The organism is Burkholderia sp. Ac-20349 (assembly GCF_017104865.1).
GTDB lineage: Bacteria > Pseudomonadota > Gammaproteobacteria > Burkholderiales > Burkholderiaceae > Burkholderia > Burkholderia aenigmatica.
Map to the genome: position 1 here is coordinate 1 of NZ_JAAGPM010000086.1, position 17,364 is coordinate 17,364.

Annotated in this window: 12 protein-coding genes and 4 pseudogenes; 7 read left to right on the forward strand and 9 right to left on the reverse strand. The window is 69.5% G+C overall.

The features are described 5' to 3' along the window. Nucleotides 1-180: pseudogene (locus G3N61_RS25095) on the forward strand (haloacid dehalogenase-like hydrolase); the annotation flags it as partial. A 36-nt stretch (nt 181-216) separates the two neighbouring features. Here the strand turns inward: G3N61_RS25095 and G3N61_RS40310 are convergent. Then, nucleotides 217-309: pseudogene (locus tag G3N61_RS40310) on the reverse strand (LysR family transcriptional regulator); the annotation flags it as partial. A gap of 101 nt (nt 310-410) precedes the next feature. On the opposite strand from G3N61_RS40310, the gene G3N61_RS25105 reads away from it, so the two are divergent. Together G3N61_RS25105 and G3N61_RS25110 are read left to right on the forward strand one after the other, a co-directional pair. Further along, nucleotides 411-1,394, forward strand: coding sequence for an NAD-dependent epimerase/dehydratase family protein (locus G3N61_RS25105; RefSeq protein ID WP_205823853.1), 984 nt, complete (start codon nt 411-413; stop codon nt 1,392-1,394). Nucleotides 1,395-1,525: 131 nt separating this feature from the next. Continuing rightward, nucleotides 1,526-2,917, forward strand: coding sequence for an RtcB family protein (locus tag G3N61_RS25110; RefSeq protein WP_205823854.1), 1,392 nt, complete (start codon nt 1,526-1,528; stop codon nt 2,915-2,917). A 414-nt stretch (nt 2,918-3,331) separates the two neighbouring features. Here G3N61_RS25110 and G3N61_RS25115 read toward each other — a convergent pair whose 3' ends face one another. The 5 genes and pseudogenes from G3N61_RS25115 to mdlC all read right to left on the reverse strand — a co-directional run. Then, the gene (locus G3N61_RS25115) at nt 3,332-4,033 is read right to left on the reverse strand and encodes a DUF2848 domain-containing protein (protein ID WP_205823855.1); all 702 of its coding nucleotides are present in this window, start codon (nt 4,031-4,033) and stop codon (nt 3,332-3,334) included. A gap of 49 nt (nt 4,034-4,082) precedes the next feature. Beyond that, nucleotides 4,083-5,402, reverse strand: coding sequence for an MFS transporter (locus tag G3N61_RS25120; RefSeq protein WP_089452464.1), 1,320 nt, complete (start codon nt 5,400-5,402; stop codon nt 4,083-4,085). 79 nt (nt 5,403-5,481) lie between these two features. Next, nucleotides 5,482-6,174, reverse strand: a complete 693-nt coding sequence (locus tag G3N61_RS25125; RefSeq protein ID WP_205823856.1) for a DUF4286 family protein — start codon at nt 6,172-6,174, stop codon at nt 5,482-5,484. 100 nt (nt 6,175-6,274) lie between these two features. Beyond that, the gene (locus G3N61_RS25130; protein WP_205823857.1) at nt 6,275-7,321 is read right to left on the reverse strand and encodes a LysR family transcriptional regulator; all 1,047 of its coding nucleotides are present in this window, start codon (nt 7,319-7,321) and stop codon (nt 6,275-6,277) included. Between the two features lie 259 nt (nt 7,322-7,580). After that, nucleotides 7,581-8,483 (reverse strand): annotated as a pseudogene (gene mdlC / locus G3N61_RS25135) (benzoylformate decarboxylase); the annotation flags it as partial. 97 nt (nt 8,484-8,580) lie between these two features. Between mdlC and G3N61_RS25140 the strand changes: the two are divergent. Then, entirely contained in the window at nt 8,581-9,492 is a 912-nt protein-coding gene (locus G3N61_RS25140; RefSeq protein ID WP_043190134.1) for a LysR family transcriptional regulator, read from the forward strand. 202 nt (nt 9,493-9,694) lie between these two features. Here G3N61_RS25140 and G3N61_RS25145 read toward each other — a convergent pair. Beyond that, nucleotides 9,695-10,747 (reverse strand): annotated as a pseudogene (locus G3N61_RS25145) (transposase). Nucleotides 10,748-10,866: 119 nt separating this feature from the next. Between G3N61_RS25145 and dalD the strand changes: the two are divergent. From dalD to G3N61_RS25160, 3 genes are all read left to right on the forward strand, one after another. Continuing rightward, nucleotides 10,867-12,261 (forward strand): D-arabinitol 4-dehydrogenase, encoded by a 1,395-nt coding sequence (gene dalD, locus G3N61_RS25150; protein ID WP_205823858.1) that lies wholly within the window; start codon nt 10,867-10,869, stop codon nt 12,259-12,261. Nucleotides 12,262-12,344: 83 nt separating this feature from the next. Further along, complete coding sequence (gene xylB, locus G3N61_RS25155) at nt 12,345-13,826, forward strand: xylulokinase (RefSeq protein WP_205823859.1); 1,482 nt, start codon at nt 12,345-12,347, stop codon at nt 13,824-13,826. Between the two features lie 44 nt (nt 13,827-13,870). Then, nucleotides 13,871-14,884: a sugar-binding transcriptional regulator gene (locus G3N61_RS25160; RefSeq protein ID WP_089451190.1), complete on the forward strand. Its 1,014-nt coding sequence runs from the start codon at nt 13,871-13,873 to the stop codon at nt 14,882-14,884. 35 nt (nt 14,885-14,919) lie between these two features. Here the strand turns inward: G3N61_RS25160 and G3N61_RS25165 are convergent, their stop codons facing one another. Together G3N61_RS25165 and G3N61_RS25170 are read right to left on the reverse strand one after the other, a co-directional pair. Then, nucleotides 14,920-16,140 carry an MFS transporter gene (locus G3N61_RS25165; RefSeq protein WP_179258725.1) on the reverse strand — a complete coding sequence of 407 codons (1,221 nt, stop codon included), beginning with the start codon at nt 16,138-16,140 and terminating at the stop codon, nt 14,920-14,922. Beyond that, nucleotides 16,137-17,333: a serine hydrolase domain-containing protein gene (locus G3N61_RS25170; RefSeq protein ID WP_205823860.1), complete on the reverse strand. Its 1,197-nt coding sequence runs from the start codon at nt 17,331-17,333 to the stop codon at nt 16,137-16,139. The genes G3N61_RS25165 and G3N61_RS25170 overlap by 4 nt, the downstream gene beginning before the upstream one ends. Nucleotides 17,334-17,364: the final 31 nt, after the last annotated feature.

Consider the following 17,364-nt stretch of genomic DNA (forward strand, 5'->3'; position numbering starts at 1 on the left):
AACACGCTCGAGATCGTCGACGGCAAGCTGACCGGCAAGGTGCTCGGCGAGATCGTCAACGCCGACGTGAAGGCGCGCCTGCTGCGCGAAACCTGCGCGTCGCTCGGCCTCGAGCCGAGCCGTGCGAGCGCGATGGGCGACGGGTCGAACGACCGGAAGATGATGGCCGAACCCGGCCTCGAGCGCCGCGACGTGGCGGCCGGCCGTCGGCTGCGTGATGCCGAGCGCGCGGGCCGCGCCGGACAACGAGCCCTCCGTCAGCACGGCGAGGAAGGTGCGGTAGCGTTCCCAGTTCAGATCGGTGGTCATGCAGAAATGTATAGCTGATCCATCAGGTTCGGCAATTCCTTGATAGCTGAAGGCGCGCCAGAATGCGTGTCATCACGGAAGTTCATTCAAGGAGAGCGGCAATGACGACCCACGCAGGCGGGACCCAACGACAGGCACTCGTGCTCGGCGCGAGCGGCGGGATTGGCGGGGAAGTCGCGCGGCAGTTGCGCGATGCGGGCTGGCAGGTGCGTGGGTTGAAGCGCGGGCTCGACGCCGAGGTCGTGGAGCGCGACGGCATCGCGTGGATGCGCGGCGACGCGATGGACCGCGACGCGGTCGTCCGGGCCGCGCGCGGCTGCAGCGTGATCGTGCACGCGGTGAATCCGCCCGGCTATCGGAACTGGGCCGGGCAGGTACTGCCGATGATCGACAACACGATCGCGGCGGCGAAGGCGGAGCAGGCCACCGTCGTGCTGCCGGGCACCGTCTACAACTACGGCGCCGATGCATTTCCGGTGCTGGTCGAAGATGCGCCGCAGCATCCGTCGACACGCAAGGGCGCGATCCGCGTCGAGCTGGAGCGCCGGCTGCAGGATGCGGCCGGGCAGGGCGTCCGGACGATCATCGTGCGTGCCGGCGATTTCTTCGGGCCGAAGCTCACCGGCAACAGCTGGTTCGCGGCGGGGTTCGTCAAGGCCGGGCAGCCGGTTGCGGCCATCAGCGTGCCGGGGCGGAACGGCATCGGGCATCAATGGTCGTATGTGCCGGACGCCGCGCGCTCGATGGTCGAGCTGATCGAGCGGCGCGACACGCTGGAGCCGTTCGCGCGCTTTCATCTCGGCGGCCATTGGGACGCGGACGGCACGCAGATGGCGGAGGCCGTGCGCCGCGTCGCGCAGCGGCACGGGCTGCGGCCGACGGTGCGCAAGTTCCCGTGGTGGTTCGTGTGGGCGGCGGCGCCGTTCGTCACGACGCTGCGCGAATTGCTCGAGATGCGCTATCTGTGGCGCGAGCCGATCCGGCTCGACAACACGCGGGTGACCGCGGTGCTCGGCCGCGAGCCGGTGACGCCGCTCGACGCGGCGGTGGAGGCGACGCTGGCGGGGCTCGGATGTCTCAACTGAGCAACGGCGGTCGCGAACGGAATCGCGTTCTGCTATGATCCGCGCTCCCTTCCTCGACGCTGCTGCAGGAAGGTACCCACGACCGCCGCAAGGCCGGAGGTCGCGTCGTACCTTTTTCATTTCCAGCAGCGATGTCTACTCTTCCTCGCTTAAAAAAGGCCTTGCAACGGCAAGGCATCCATGTCGACTATCACGCCGGCATCTATCACCTGCGCAATGAACTGACGCAGGCATCCGTCCTGTTGCCCGCTTCGCTCCCGCTCGAGGAGAAGGCCGTCCAGCAGTTGCTCGCGTTCGCGGCCGTCCGTTCGCCGGAGGGTCATCTGGGCGTGTGCAAGGCGTGCGCGACGCCCGATTTTCATCCGGGCGGGGTCGCGCCGGTCGGTTCGATCGTCGCGACCGACGACGCGTTCGTGATTCCCGCCGCGATCGGCACCGATATCAATTGCGGCATGCGTCTCGTCACCACGGGCCTCAAGCGGTCGGCGCTCGCGCCGTTCGAGACGGCGCTCGTCGAGCGGCTGACGCGCGCGATTCTCGCGGACCGGCGCGACGTGCCGGTCGGCAGCGACGCATTCCGCGCGCTGTTCGATGCGGGCCCGGCGGCATTCGTCGATCGCGTTGCGCCGCAGGGGCTCTGGCAGCACGTCGACCGCGACCGGCTCATCGACGAACTGTCGGCGTGCATCGGCCTCGACCGGTTCGACGGCAGCGCGAAATACGCGCCGGACGCACACGTCGGGTCGCGCGAGGTATTCCGCGATCCTTGCCTCGGCACCCCCGGGGCGGGCAATCATTTCGTCGAACTGCAGGTGGTCGACGAAGTGTTCGACCGGCATGCGGCCTACCGTGCGGGACTTGCGAAGGACGATGTCGTCGTGATGATCCACAGCGGGTCGCGCGATGTCGGTTTCTACGTCGGGCGCCGCTGGATGGACCGGGCGCGCGCGGCGTGGCCGGCGGGCGTCAGGCATCCGGAAAGCGGCCTGTACGGCCTTTCCGGCGAACTGGCGCGCGAATACCTCGTCGCGATGGGCACGGCCGCGCGCTATGCGTGGCTCAACCGTGTCGTGCTGGCCGAGATGGTGCGCAAGGAACTGGCGGAGCTTACCGGCGAGACCCGCTCGGCGCTGGTGGTCGACGTGCCGCACAACGTCGTGCTGCGCGAAGACGGGATGAACATCCATCGCAAGGGGGCGACGCCCGCCCGCGACGGCGATCTCGCGCTGATTCCCGGATCGATGGGCGATGCGTCGTTTCTCGCGACGGGGCTCGGCCATCCGGACTGGCTATGGTCGTGCAGCCACGGCGCCGGCCGCAGCGTGCGCCGGCAGGCGGTGCGGCGGATGCGCACGGAGCAGGCGCCGGGCACGTGGCGCTGCGTCACGCTGCGCGACGAGCGTCGTATCGAGGAAGCGCCGGAAGCCTACAAGCCGATCGGGCCCGTGATCGACGCGCAGGAGCAGGCCGGCCTCATTCGCAGCGCGGTCCGGTTGAAGCCGTGGGTCACGTTCAAGGCGTGACGGGCGGCGGCGCGCTCCGCGGCCGCCGTCATCGCTTGCGCGAGGACCGGCGACCCGTCGTCCGCCTACCCGTGCCGCGGGCTGCGCCCGGGCACGGGAAACGCGTCATCGCGAACCGCGGAACCCGCGCGACAACAATTTTCCACATAACCGGGCGCGTCCGATGCGCATCATGGCGGTCAACGTCGAAACAGCGAAAACGGGGGCGCCATGTTGCATATCGGATGGAAAGTGTCGGTTGTGGGGGCAATCATGTTTGCATTGAGCGGGTGCACCAACCTGGTCGGTGTGCTGTATTGCGGCAACTCACAGTTCAACTTCCCGGACTATCACTGCTTTTAGCCGTACCGGCAGGGACACGCGCGGCGACAGACAGCGGTCGCGCCCATGTGCCGCGCGATGGCTCATGGCCCGTCACGCGACGACCGGCAACACCTCCACCGCGTAGCGGTGCCGAAGGCTGCGCCCGAGCACCGGATCGTGCAGTTCCATCTCGAACGCATCGCCGTCGCCCATCGCCGCGATCGTGCCATGCACGGCGACCGTGCCGCCATACATCGCGCCGCGCGCGGGCATCGTGCGGCGGTCGTCGAAGCGTTGCCACAGCACGTCGGGCGCGAGCAGGCCGCTCACCGCGCCGTGCTGGTATGCGGTCCGCTCGCCATCGCGCGAGATCAGCCACGAACGCATCTCGATCGCATCCCAGTGATCTGCGACTTCCGCGTAAAGCCACGCGTCGCGGCCGAGCGGTTTCGCGCACACCTGCTTCGACACCGCGACGCCGTAGGCTTCGACTTCGCGATCCGTATGATCGGAGCCGACGGTCACGAGCGTGCCGGCCGGGCTGTCGACCAGCACGCATTCGACCTCGCCGCCCGAGCGCGCGCCGAGCACGCCGATCGACGGCGCCTGCGTGAGCAGTGCGGCCGACACGCGATAGAAGCACGGCGTGGTCGATGGCGGTGCGACGCCGAGCGCCGCGAGTTCGTCGATATGCGCGCGGATCGCGGCCGGATCGCGGCCGGCCCAGCCGGCGATCACGACGCGTTCGATCTCGACCTCGACGGCGGCCGGCGCGTGTTGCCGGGACATCACGTTGAACGACAGGGTTTGCATGCGGGTATCCGTTTGAAGTACGAAGGAATGAAACGGCTGGCGGCGACGTTCAATCCGCGAGCGGCTGGTGCGCGGTTTCGCGCGCGGCGAGGAGCGCGATCGACGTGACGACCAGCGCTGCGGCGACATACAGCGATACGGCCGTCGTCGTGCCCGTCTGCCGGAACAGCGCGGCGATCACGAGCGGTGCAAAGCCGCCGCCGACGATGCCGGCCAGCGTGTACGCGAGCGACGAGCCCGCATAGCGCACGCGGGTCGGGAACTGTTCGGTCACGAACGCGCCCTGCGGGCCGTACATCACCGCATGGATCACGAGGCCGATCGCGACGGCCGCGACGATCGCGCCCGGGCGCGCCGAATCGAGCAGCGTGAAGAACACGAACGCCCACACGATGCCGGCGAGCGCGCCGGCGAGATACACGGGCCGGCGGCCGAAGCGGTCCGACAGCGCGCCGAAGAACGGCACCGCGAGCGCGTTGCAGGCCGTGCCGATCATCACGGCCGTCAGGGCGACGGGGCGCGACAGATGCAGCACGGTTGTCACGTAGGTCAGCGTGAACACGACGATCAGCGCATACAGCACGTCCGAGCCGATTCGCGAACCGCCCGCGATCAGCAGGCGCTTCCAGTGGTATTTCAGCACGTCGGCGACGGGCACCTCGGCGGTCGCGTGCGATTCGGCGAGCTGCTCGAACTGCGGCGTTTCGTCGACGCCGCGCCGCAGCCAGAAACCGAACACGACGAGCAGCGCGCTGGCCGCGAACGGCACGCGCCAACCCCATGACAGGAAGTCACCCGACGTGGTCGACAGCGTCACGAGCGCGATGCAGCCGGTGCCGAGCAGCGTGCCGAACGACGGGCCGATCTGCGTCCACGATGCGGACAGCCCACGCCGTTTCTGGTCGCCGTGCTCGACCGACAGCAGCACCGCGCCGGCCCATTCGCCGCCGAGCGCGACGCCCTGCACGAAGCGCAGCGCGACGAGCAGGATCGGACTCAGGATGCCGGCCTGCGCGTAGGTCGGCAGCGCGCCCATCAGCGCGGTCGTCACGCCCATCAGCACGAGCGTGAGCATCAGCACCGCGCGGCGGCCGATGCGGTCGCCGAGATTGCCGAACACGAAACCGCCGAGCGGGCGCGATACGTAGCCGACCGCATAGGTCGAGAACGCGAGGATCGTGCCGGCCAGCGGATCGACCGACGGAAAGAACAGGTGATTGAAGACGAGCGCGGCGAGCGTGTTGTAGATCGTGAAGTCGTACCACTCGAGCGACGTGCCGATCATGCTCGCGGTCGCGAGTCGGCTGTTGCGGACGCGGCGGGGCGCGTGGGCGGCGGGCTGGGCGAGAGTGCTCATGGTGTCGGGCATGTCGTGACGGGGAACGGGATGAAACGCCGGGCCGATGCGCGGGTGTGCATCGCGCATCCGGTGCGGACGGCGTGGGCGATCAGGCCGGCAGGGCGGCGGCAGCGCCAGCGGGCTCGGTTTCGACGTCGTCGCCTACCGCATGCAACGGCGCGGCGGCGCGCCACAGCAGGTCGAAGGTGCGCACGTCGTCATGCCCGGCGAGCGTGGCGGCCACGCGTCGCGTCGCGGCCGCATCGCTGCCTTCGATCAGCACGAGCGCATCGGCGGCCGGGCGGGCAGCCGCGTCGGCGCCGATCGGCGCGGACAGATCGGGCGCGGTGCGGAAGAGGCGCGCGGCGTGGATGGCCGGTTCGTGCAGCACGTCGTCGAAGCGCGCGCGTAGTTGCGGCACGTCGATGCGATCCGGCGGCAGCACGAACAGTGCGAGATGCGCGCCTTCGCCATCGCCGGCCTCGATCGTCAGTTCGCCGACGCGCCGCTGCGTGCCCGTCATGCGCTCGAAGTTCGCGAGCGACCAGGCGGTCTGCTGCGTGAACGCACGCCGGTACGCATCGCCGCGGAACACGTCGAGCGCGTCCGTCACATACAGCGCGAGGTACTTGCGCGGGCCGCGATCGGTCGCGCGAAAGCGCCGTGCATGCGTGAAGCCGGGAATCGCGACACGTTCCTGCATGTGCTCGCGGTCGTACCACGCGTTGAAATCGGCTTCGTGCGCGGGGTCGATATCCGTCCAGACGCAGAGTTGGCCGTGCGGAAGGGAAAGGCGGGTCATCGCGGGGTTCCTCGTGACGGGGGGTGTCAGGAACCGCAGTTTCCCGAAGACGGGCCGCGCCCGTCCAACAAGAAAACAAATTCGCGGTGAACAGGTTTTCTTATGAGCGGCGCGGGCGGCGTTTCGCGGGGGGCGTGGCGGGCGGTGCGGATGGCGTCGTGCGCTTCGCTTTAGCCGGCGCCTTGGCTTTCGTTTTCGTCGCGGGACGGGCGGGTGGTTTGTCGACGCTATCGGGCGTGACCGCTGCCGCCGGCCTTGCGTGATTCGCGGCGGCCGACATCGCGCGCGCGACTTCGCTGGCCAGTTCCGCGATGCGCGCGGCCACCGGCTGGCCCTGGCTGCGGTACGTCGCGACGAGCGGCAGCGCGGGGAATTCGGGATCGACGTCGAGCAGTTCGAGCGCACCTTCGTGCAGCTCGCGCCCGATGATCGCGGGCGGTAACGCGGCCACGCCGAAGCCGTCGGCGACGAGGCGGATCATCGCGGCGACCGACGTGATGCAGTTGATGCTGGCCGGCCGCTCGACTGCCGCGAACAGGCGCTCGATCGTCGCGTGCGGCCCCGAGTGGCGCGAGAAGCTGATGATCGGGAATTCGGCCAGGCGCGCGACGTCGAGCGCCTGGCCGCCGAGCCCGAGGCGCGGGCTGGCCGCCCAGCGCACCGGGAATTCGCACAGCGGCAGGTTCGTGAAATCGGAGCCCGGCACCGGGTCGGTCTGCAGGATCAGGTCGACGCCGTCGGTGCTGAGCAGGCGGATCAGGTGCAGCGTGGTATCGCTCGTGATCTCGACGTCGAGGCGCGGATAGCGCTCGCGCAGTTGTGCCATCAGCGCGGGGAACCAGCTGTGCACGATCGATTCGATCACGCCGATCCGGATCAGGCCCGCGTCGCTCGCCGCATCGATGTCGCGGCGCATTTCGCCGTCGAGCCGCACGATCCGCTCCGCGTACGCGAGCATGCGCCGGCCCGCGGGCGTGAGCGTGGCCGAGCGCGTGTTGCGGTCGAACAGGCGCACGTCGAACGCTTCCTCGAGCGACGCGATGCGGCTCGATACGGCGGCCTGCGTCGTGTGCAGTTTTTCGGCGGTGAGCCGGAAGTTTTCCAGCTTCGCGAGCCAGACGAAGGTTTCAAGAAACCGGATGTTCATCGAGGTTCGAACCGTGAGGCGGTGCCGGGCGGGGCGGCGGGATCGGTCGATGGTAGCGGATTTTCGCGGGCGGGAACTGAGCGGGCGGTGCGGCGCGCGCGCGGCGGCGGGTGCGCAGGCGAGCGGTGGCGGGCAGGAGGACGTGTACGAAAACGCCGCCCGCGACGCGTGCGTCACGCGAGCGGCGCACCCGCGCACATCAAAGCTTGTCGAACGCGAGCGTCGGCACGTCGACGACCATCGCGCCGCCGTCCGCGACGAGCGTCGCACCGGGCGGCACGTGCGGGCCGAAGCCCTCGATGTGATAGGTGAATGCGGGGGCGCCGAACGCGAACACGAGGTCGTGCCCGTCGAGCCGCGCGACGATCTTCTCGCGGATCGCGGGCAGGAAACCGGCGAACAGCGGATGGTCCTCGGGGAAACTGCAGCGCCCCGACATCGGCGCGACGTACACGCGTGCCCGGTGCCGCTCGGCGAGCCGCACGACCTCGTCCCACGCACCGGCGCGATCGACGGCCGCACCGACCACGAACGCGGGACGCCGCGCGGTGTCGAGCGCGTCGCCGAGCCGTGCGAGCGCATCGGGATCGGGCCGCACGACGCTGCTGACGTCGCGGCGCGGCAGCAGCTCGGCCGGTTGATCCCAGTCGTCGACCGGGATCGACACGAACACGGGGCCGCGCGGTTCCTGCATCGCGATGCGGTACGCACGCGCGATCGCGGCCGGCACGTCCTGCGCGCGCGCGGGCTCGATGCTCCATTTCACGTACGGCTTCGGCAGCTCGGCAGCCTGCGTCGCGCCGAGGAACGGGTCGAACGGCAGGATCGCGCGTGCCTGCTGGCCCGCGGTGACGATCAGCGGCGTGCGGTTCTTGAAGGCGGTGAACAGATTGCCCATCGCGTTGCCGACGCCGGCCGCCGAATGCAGGTTGACGACCGCCGCATTGCCGGTGGCCTGCGCATGGCCGTCGGCCATCCCGACCACGACGGCTTCATGCAAACCGAGCACGTAGCGGAAATCGTCGGGGAAGTCGCGGAACATCGGCAGCTCGGTCGAGCCGGGATTGCCGAACACGCGGTCGATGCCGAACTGGCGAAGCAGGTCGATCATCGCATCGCGAACGGTGATCGATGCGGCGGAAGGGGACGAATGGCCGGACATGCTCGGCGCTCCTCGGTGGCTTGGCGGTTTCCACAGTATCGAAGCGCAACCCATTCTCGGATACTGTATTTTCTGCGATAAGCCATTACATTCCGGCATGACTTTCGATCTCCGACAATTGCGCGCCTTCACGACGATCGTCGCGTGCGGCAGCCTCGGCCGCGCCGCCGACGCGCTGCACGTGACGCAACCGGCACTGAGCCGGATCCTGAAGCGGCTCGAGGACCAGGTCGGCGCGCCCTTGTTCGAGCGTCACTCGAAGGGCGTGCAGCTCACCGCGTTCGGCGAGGCGCTGCTGCCGCACGCGACGCTGCTGCAGCACGAGGCCGAGCACGCGCGCGAGGAGCTCGACGCGATGCGCGGGTTCGCGAAGGGCACGATCAAGGTCGGTACCGTGGGCAGCATCGCGAGCCTCGTGCTGCCGGTCGCGGTGGGCCGCGTGCTCGACCGCTGGCCGAACCTGCGCGTCGAGATCATCGAAGGCGTGTGGGACCGGCTCGCCGAAGGGCTGAACAAGCACGAGATCGATCTCGCGCTGTCCGCGCACGGGCCCGACACCGACGAGATCGTCGCGATTCCCGAGTGCCGCTGGGAAGATCGCAGCCATATCGTTGCGGCGCCGCACCATCCACTGCGCGCGCTCGGCCGCGCGCCGACGCTCGCCGACACGCTGCACGCGCGCTGGGCGATTCCGCCGCGCGGCACCGCGCCGTTCGACCACATGCGCGCGACCTTCGACGCGCACGGGCTCGCGCTGCCCGACATCGCGGTCGAGACGCGCTCGGTCACGACATTGAAGAGCCTCGTCGCGCATGCCGGCTTCCTGAGCTGGATGGCCGAGCCGATGTACGGCGCCGAGCAGCGGGCCGGCACGATCGACACGCTGCCCGTGCGCGAGGTCGTCGCGGTGCGCACGCTCACCGCGTTCCGGCGCCGTCACGGCATCCTGCCGGGGCCCGCTGGCAAGCTGCTCGAGGAACTCGTCGCGTTGACGCGCGAAGGACGCTGACGGCGCTTGCCGCGCCGGCCGCCCGTTCGCACCCTCCCCGCGCCGCCCGGCCCGCGCGCCGCCGCAGCGCACCATCGAAATGCCGTTTCCCCGCCTTGACTTTCGCTCGCCCGAATACGATCATTCGCTCACACGTAGAGCAAATGATCGTATTCGACAGCAATGATCGCAACAGGAGACACCGGTTGACGTCCTCCTCCGCCTAAAGGCGGAGGATTCCCACATCTGGCGATGCACGTCCGCATCGGAGAATGTTCAACGCAGCGTTGGTATCTCGATCATGCTCGACACCACAGTCACTGCAGGCCCACTCTCTTACTCGCAGTCCCGCGATACCTTTCGGCCGCGTCGTGCTGTCTTTCGACCCGCACGACGAACAGGACTGGGTCGAACCGCTTTCGTCGACTTCCTCGAACGTGGCTCCGTGCGCGATCGCTTTCTAACGGAGTTTGTCCCGGAAAGACGACCAGGATGCGTCGTAGACGCTCTTCGCCATCCTGGTTCTGGCGAGCTTCGCGGCCGACACGTTGCCGACCGCGATGTAATCGAAACGCCGCACCAGATCGAGCGCGAGCTTGTGTTGGAAATCGGCACGGGCGTTCGCCACCTTGGCGTGCAACTTCGCGATATGCCGCTTGTGCTTTCGCGCCCGCTGCGCTTTCGCGAGCTTTTCCGCCGCGCGTCGGCCGAACCGGTCATTCGGCAACTTCTCGCCGGTCGAAAGTGTGGCGAAGTCTTTCAGGCCGAGATCGATGCCGACGCCGGAACGGATCGGGCGGGCCTGCACATCCGGCATCTCGATCACGATGTTCAGAAACCAGTTGCCGCGTGCATCCTGCGCAAAGTTGGTTCCGTCCTTGATCCTGCCTCCGGGAAGCGGTCGACTGTTGAACACGCGAAACGTGTTGCCGGCAAAGCGGAACGCATCGCCTTCACGCTTCAGGTCTCGGCCCTTCATCGGCACCCAGCCGAGCGACTTCCTGCCCCGATAGCGCAGGTAGGGCCGACGGTGCTGACTGCGCGACTTCGCGTATTGCTCGCACGTCGCATTGACCGTGCCGGAGTGAATACCGAGTTCCTTGCTGCTGCCGGTCGTCAGCACGTTCAGGTCGAATCCTGTAGGACACTTCTTGCCCCACTTGAGCGCGTGCTTCTGCGTGTCGTTGCAGAAGTTCCAGACGTAGTTCACCGCACGGCTCTGCTTGTTGAGCAGCCCATTGAGCGACTTCACGCGATAGCGGTAGACAAGGATCATGCCGGTGATCCTAACCCGTGGACGAAGCTGCCTGTCAACAGCACGCCTTTCCTTCCCGCTATCCGCCCCGAAGGAAGTGCCCTTCGGCGAAATGGCGGGGTTTCTCGGAGAAAATTCTGATGACCGAATCGCCCTCCGCCCGCACGCCCGTGCTGCTGCACATCGGCGCGGGCTCGTTTCACCGCGCGCACCAGGCGTGGTATCTGCATCGCGTGAACGCGGTCGTCCCGGCCGACGCGCGCTGGTCGCTGACCGTCGGCAACATCCGCGACGACATGCACGCGACAATGGACGCGCTCGCCGCGCAGCACGGCGCCTACACGCTCGAAACCGTCACGCCGCAAGGCGAGCGCGCGTACGAGACGATCCGCGCGATCACGCGCGTGCTGCCGTGGTCGATCGATCTCGCCGCGCTGATCGACGCCGGCGCCGATCCGGCGTGCCGGATCGTGTCGTTCACCGTCACCGAAGGCGGCTACTACCTCGACGAACACAACCGGCTCGACGTCGCGAACGCCGATCTCGCGGCCGACCTGCAGGGTGCACGCACGACGCTGTACGGCGCGCTCGCCGCGCTGCTCGCCGAACGCGTGAAGCGCGGCGCGGGCCCGCTCACGCTGCAGAGCTGCGACAACCTGCGCAACAACGGCGCGCGCTTTCGCGCGGGCATGCGCGAATTCCTCGAACGGCGCGGGCAGGCCGACCTGCTCGCGTGGTTCGATGCGAACGTCGCCACGCCGAGCGCGATGGTCGATCGCATCACGCCGCGCCCGACCGCCGACGTGCGCGAGCGCGTGCTGGCGGCCACCGGCTTCGACGACGCGTGCCCCGTGATGGGCGAATCGTTCATCCAGTGGGTGATCGAGGACCGCTTCGCGGCCGGCCGGCCGCGCTGGGAGCTGGCTGGCGCCGAACTCGTCGACGATGTACACCCGTACGAGGAAGCGAAGATCCGTATCCTCAACGCAACGCACAGCTGCATCGCGTGGGCCGGCACGCTCGCGGGCCACACGTATATCCACGAAGGCACGCATGACGCGGCGATCCGCCGCTTCGCGCACGACTACGTGACGCAGGACGTGATCCCGTGCCTCACGCCGAGCCCGCTCGATCTCGCACGCTACCGCGACGTCGTGCTCGAACGCTTCGGCAACCCGTACGTGCTCGACACGAACCAGCGCGTCGCGGCCGACGGTTTCTCGAAGATCCCCGGCTTCATCGCGCCGACGCTGGTCGAATCGTTCGCACGCGGCGCGGCGCCGGTCGCCACCGCCGTATTGCCCGCGCTGTTCCTGCGCTTTCTCGAACGCTGGGCGCGCGGCACCTTGCCGTACGCGTACCAGGACGGCGTGATGGACGAAAGCGCCGCACGGGCGATCGTCGGGGCCGACGACCCGGTCGTCGCGCTATGCGCGAGCCGCGCGCTGTGGGGCTCGCTCGCCGGCAACGCGGCGCTGTTCGAAGCCATGCGCGGCGGACTCTGGCGTGTCGACACATGGCTCGCGGCACGCTGACGCGCATCCGGGCGAACCTGCCTTGGCACGTGCACGGCCGCGCGGCTAAAGTAGCGACTCCCCACTGACGGAACGGATCGCTCATGTATCTCGGCATCGACCTCGGCACCTCGGAAGTGAAGGTGTTGCTGCTCGCCCCGGACGGCACGGTCGTCGGCACCGCCGGCTCGCCGTTCACCGTGTCGCGGCCGCATCCGCGCTGGGCCGAACAGCATCCGGACGACTGGTGGCAAGGTACGCTCGCCGCGCTCGCCGGCCTGCGCGAGCGGCATCCGCACGAATTCGCGGCCGTGCGCGGCATCGGCCTGTCGGGCCAGATGCACGGCGCCGTGCTGCTCGGCCGCGACGATCGCGTGCTGCGCCCCGCGATCCTGTGGAACGACATGCGCTGCGCCGACGAATGCGCGCTGCTCACCGAACGCGCGCCCGATCTCCACACGCTGGCGGGCAATCTCGCGATGCCGGGCTTCACCGCGCCGAAACTGCTGTGGGTCGCGAAGCACGAACCCGCCGTGTTCGCGGCGACCGCCTGCGTGCTGATGCCGAAGGACTACCTGCGGTTCCGGCTGACCGGCGCGAAGGTGTCCGATCCCTCCGACGCGGCCGGCACGCTGTGGCTCGACGTCGCGCGCCGCGACTGGTCCGACGCGCTGCTCGCCGCGTGCGGGATGACGCGCGACCAGATGCCCCGCATCGTCGAAGGCAATGCGCCGTCCGGCACGCTGCGCGTGGATGTCGCACGCGAACTCGGGCTGTCGGAAGCCGTCGTGGTGGCCGGCGGCGGCGGCGACAACGCGACGAGCGCGCTCGGCATCGGCGCGATCCACGCGGGCGACGGCTTCGTGTCGCTCGGCACGTCGGGCGTGCTGAGCGTAGTCGGCGACCGCTTCATGCCGAACTCCGCATCGGCCGTGCATGCGTTCTGCCACGCGATTCCCGATCGCTGGCAATTGATGAGCGTCGTGCTGTCGGCCGCGAGCTGCCTGCGCTGGGTCTGCAAGCTGACCGGCACCGACGAGCCCGCGCTGCTCGCCGAAGTCGAAGCGCTCGACACGGACACGCTCGCGACGGCCCCGCTGTTCCTGCCCTATCTGTCCGGCGAGCGCACGCCGCACAACGATCCGTACGCGCAGGGCGTGTTCTTCGGGATGACGCATGCGACCGAACGCGCGCATCTCGGCTACGCGGTGCTCGAAGGCGTGACGCTCGGCCTCGCCGACGGCCTCGACGCGCTGCATGCGGCCGGCGTCGAAACCGACCAGCTGTCGCTGATCGGCGGCGGCGCGCGCAGCGCGTTCTGGGCGCAACTGATCGCCGATGCGCTGAACGTGCGCACGCGCCAGCACGGCGGCGGCGAAACGGGCGCGGCACTCGGCGCGGCGCGGCTCGGCTGGCTGGCCGTCGGCGGCGACCCGCATGCGGTGCTGACCAAGCCGCCGGTGCGTGCCGAATACGCGCCGGATGCCGCCCGCCATGCGCTGCTGCGCGAACGCCTCGATGCGTTCCGCGCACTGTACCGCCACGTGCGGCCGCTGTACGAACCGTCGCGCGCACGGCTCGCGTAAGCGCCCGCAGGTCACGCGCGCCGGCCGTCGGCCAGGGGCGCGACATGCGGTACAGTGGATGCCGTCATGCGGCCCGCCCAGATCCAAACCGAATCGCTATCGTGTCCAAGTCCTCAGAAAAACTCGATCTCGCCACGCGTGCCGCGTGGCTCTACTACGTCGCGGGCGACACGCAGAACGAAATCGCGGAAAAGCTGCAGGTGTCGCGTCCGGTCGCGCAGCGCCTCGTCGCATTCGCGGTCGAGAAGAACCTGATCCGCGTCCGCGTCGACCACCAGCTCGCCGACTGTCTCGATCTCGGCGCGCAGCTGTCGAAGCGCTACGGCCTCGCGATGTGCGAAGTCGTGCCCGTCGATGCCGATGCACCCGACGCGATCGACCGCAAGCTCGCGGTCGCCGGCGCGCAGGTGATGGAGCGCTACCTGAACGAAACGCGGCCGATGGTCATCGCGGTCAGCAGCGGCCGGACGCTGAAAGCCGCGGTCGCGCAGATCGCGCAGATCGACCGGCCGCAGCATCGGCTCGTGTCGATGGTCGGCGCGATCGCGGCCGACGGTTCGTCGAACCGCTACGACGTCGCGCAGTACATCTCCGAGAAAACCGGCAGCAAGCACTTCCTGCTGCCCGCGCCGCTGTTCGCCGACAGCGATGCCGAGCGCGCGCAGTGGTGCAATCACCGGCTGTACCGGATCGTCGAGGCGCTGTCGGGCAAGGCCGACGTCGCGTTCGTCGGGATCGGCAACATCGGCCCGCACTGCCCGCTCTACGAGGACGGCTTCATCACCGAACAGGAACGCGACGAGATGACCGCGCTCGGCGCGGTGGCCGAGCTGCTCGGCGTGCCGATCGATGCGCAGGGCACGCAGATCGCCGTATCGACGAGCGCGCGCGTGACGAGCGTGTCGCTCGCCACGCCGCCGAAGCGCCCGACGATCGCGTTCGCCGGCGGCCCGAAGAAACGCGACGCGGTGATCGCCGCATTGCGCGGCGGCTGGCTGTCGGGGCTCGTCACCGACGAGACCTGCGCACGCGCGGCGCTCGACGCAAAGGCGGCCTGACGTCGAAGCCGCGCACCGCGCGCGGCAGCGAACGCTCAAGCCGTGCGCGGCGCCGGAAACGCATGCCGGCGAGCACGCCACGCGCCGACCCACGCGGCCGCCAGCAGCGCGACGAGCACCCACGGAATCGCACCGGCACCCGTGGCGCCGAGCAGCATCCCGCCCGCGATGCCGCCGCCCGCGATCGCGAGGTTCCACACCGTCACGAGCATCGACTGCGCGACGTCGGCCGCGTCCCCCGCCGCGTTCGCGGTGGCCGTCTGGAACAGCGTCGGCGCACCGCCGAACGCCAGCCCCCACAACGCGACGCCCGCGTACACGATCGCCATTCCGGAACCCGAGCCGAGCATCGCCGCCGCGATCGCGAACAGCGCGATGCTGGCGAGCGTCAGGCGTCGCTGCGCGGCGCCGATCCAGGCGCCCGTGAGCGCGATGCCGACCAGCGACGCGATACCGAACACCAGCAGCACCGCATCGACCTGCGCGCCCATCCGCACGCCCGCGAGGAACGGCGCGACGTACGTGTACAGCATGTTGTGCGCGAGCACGTAAGCAAACATCACCGTCAGCACCGGCCGCACGCCAGGCAGTGTCATCACGCCGAGCACGGGCTCGCGCGTGCCGGCCTGCTGCCCCGGATAATCCGGCACGCGCGCGCGGATCCAGCCGATCAGCACGAGCGCCGCGAGCGTGATGCCCGCAAACGCGACGCGCCACCCGAGCGCCGCGCCGAGTGCGGTGCCGGCCGGAATGCCGATCGACATCGCGACCGGCGCGCCGAGCATCGCGACCGCGATCGCACGGCCGCGCAGCGACGCATCGACCATCCGGCTCGCGTAGCCGGCCAGCAGCGCCCACAGCAGCCCGGCCGCCATCCCCGCGACGAAGCGCGCGGCGAGCGTGAGCGCGTAGTACGGCGACACGGCCGTGAGCGCATTCGACACGACGAAGCCCGCCAGTGCCGCGAGCAGCAGGCCGCGCCGGCGCATCGCGCGCGTCGCCGCGACGAGCGGAATCGCCGCGACGATCGAGCCGAGCGCATACACGGTCACGAGCTGGCCGATCAGCGCCTCGGTCACGCGCAGGTCGACGCTCATCAGCGGCAGCAGGCCGGCCGGCAGCGCTTCGGTGAGGATCGTGATGAAGCCGGCCGTCGCGAGCGCCAGCAGGTTCGCGACCGGCAGGCGTTCGGCCGCCTGCTTCGCCTGCACCGGTCGAACGGCAATCTCGTCATCGATCGACGTGCAGTCGCTCATGCCGCGCTCCCGGTGTCGACGCCGTAGACCGTATCGCGCACACAGGTCACGATCCGCCCATTGAGGCCCTCGTACAGCGTGTTCGAAAACGCGACGACCGTCAGCCCGGCCGCGCGGTCGACGAACCACGTATGCCCGTACGCACCGCCGCCGCGCCAGGTGCCGACCGACTCCGGCGACTGCGCGGCCACCGGATCGCGCAGCACCGAAAAGCCGAGCCCGAAGCCGAAACCGGGCACATCCCGCAGTTCGCGCGCACCCGGCTGGAGGCGCGCCATCTCGTCTCCCCATTCGCGTCCGAGCCAGCCGTCGCGGCCCGTGCGCAGCGCGTCGAGCAGCGTCATGCAATCGCGCGCGGTGCCGACCATCCCCGCGCCGCCCGACGGCCACGCATCGGCATCGAACGCGCGCGCCGGCTCGAAGCGGATGCCGATCGTGCCGTCGAACACCGGCACGAGATCGACGTCCGCCATCCGGCGCGGGGCGCCCGGCGTACCCACGTAAGGCGTCGCGAAGCGCGTGGGATCGTGCGCGACGAACGCGGTGTCGGTCATCCCGAGCGGTGTCGTGACGAGCGCGGCCACCGCGTCGGCGAGCGGCCGCCCGTCGACCGCCTCGATCAGCGCGCCAACCACGTCGAGCGCGAGCGAATAGCCCCACGACGTGCCCGGCGCGAACTGCAGCGGCACGCCGGCGATACGCCGCAGGTTCTCGGCAAGCGAGAGGCCCGAGCGATCCATTCCGTCCGACACGCCGGCGCGCGCATACGGGCCGTCGCCGTCCGCTTCGAGGAAACGGTAGCCGAGGCCGGCCGTATGCGACAGCAGATGGCGCAACGTGATGACGGCGGGCGTGCCGTCGGGCAAGGTCGGGCGGAATTCGGGCAACCAGCGCGTGACCGGTTCGTCGAGCGCGATGCTTCCGGCCGCGACCAGCCGCATCGCGGCGGCCGCGACGATCGGCTTCGTGACCGACGACAGGCGGAACAGCGCGTCTTCCCGCATCGGCGTGCCGGCTTCGCGATCGGCGAGCCCGACGGCGCGCGCATAGCGCAGTTCGCCGTCCTGCGCGACCAGCACGACCGCGCCGACCATGCGCTCGTCGGCAAGCGCGCGATCGAGTGCGTCGTCGAGCCGGTGGCGCAGCGCGACGTCCGGTTCCACGCGCAAAGCGGTGACAGGCAGGGATGACATGGCGTGACCTCATACAGTGAACGAGCGCTCA

What these genes read in the sequence shown, in the direction of transcription:
- G3N61_RS25105 (WP_205823853.1), top strand. Translation starts at nt 411, where the DNA reads ATGACGACCCACGCAGGCGGGACCCAACGACAGGCACTCGTGCTCGGC.
- dalD (WP_205823858.1), top strand. Translation starts at nt 10,867, where the DNA reads ATGACCGAATCGCCCTCCGCCCGCACGCCCGTGCTGCTGCACATCGGC.
- G3N61_RS25140 (WP_043190134.1), top strand. Translation starts at nt 8,581, where the DNA reads ATGACTTTCGATCTCCGACAATTGCGCGCCTTCACGACGATCGTCGCG.
- G3N61_RS25125 (WP_205823856.1), bottom strand. Translation starts at nt 6,174, where the DNA reads ATGACCCGCCTTTCCCTTCCGCACGGCCAACTCTGCGTCTGGACGGAT.
- G3N61_RS25115 (WP_205823855.1), bottom strand. Translation starts at nt 4,033, where the DNA reads ATGCAAACCCTGTCGTTCAACGTGATGTCCCGGCAACACGCGCCGGCC.
- G3N61_RS25170 (WP_205823860.1), bottom strand. Translation starts at nt 17,333, where the DNA reads ATGTCATCCCTGCCTGTCACCGCTTTGCGCGTGGAACCGGACGTCGCG.
- G3N61_RS25130 (WP_205823857.1), bottom strand. Translation starts at nt 7,321, where the DNA reads ATGAACATCCGGTTTCTTGAAACCTTCGTCTGGCTCGCGAAGCTGGAA.
- xylB (WP_205823859.1), top strand. Translation starts at nt 12,345, where the DNA reads ATGTATCTCGGCATCGACCTCGGCACCTCGGAAGTGAAGGTGTTGCTG.
- G3N61_RS25165 (WP_179258725.1), bottom strand. Translation starts at nt 16,140, where the DNA reads ATGAGCGACTGCACGTCGATCGATGACGAGATTGCCGTTCGACCGGTG.
- G3N61_RS25110 (WP_205823854.1), top strand. Translation starts at nt 1,526, where the DNA reads ATGTCTACTCTTCCTCGCTTAAAAAAGGCCTTGCAACGGCAAGGCATC.
- G3N61_RS25120 (WP_089452464.1), bottom strand. Translation starts at nt 5,402, where the DNA reads ATGCCCGACACCATGAGCACTCTCGCCCAGCCCGCCGCCCACGCGCCC.
- G3N61_RS25160 (WP_089451190.1), top strand. Translation starts at nt 13,871, where the DNA reads ATGCGGTACAGTGGATGCCGTCATGCGGCCCGCCCAGATCCAAACCGA.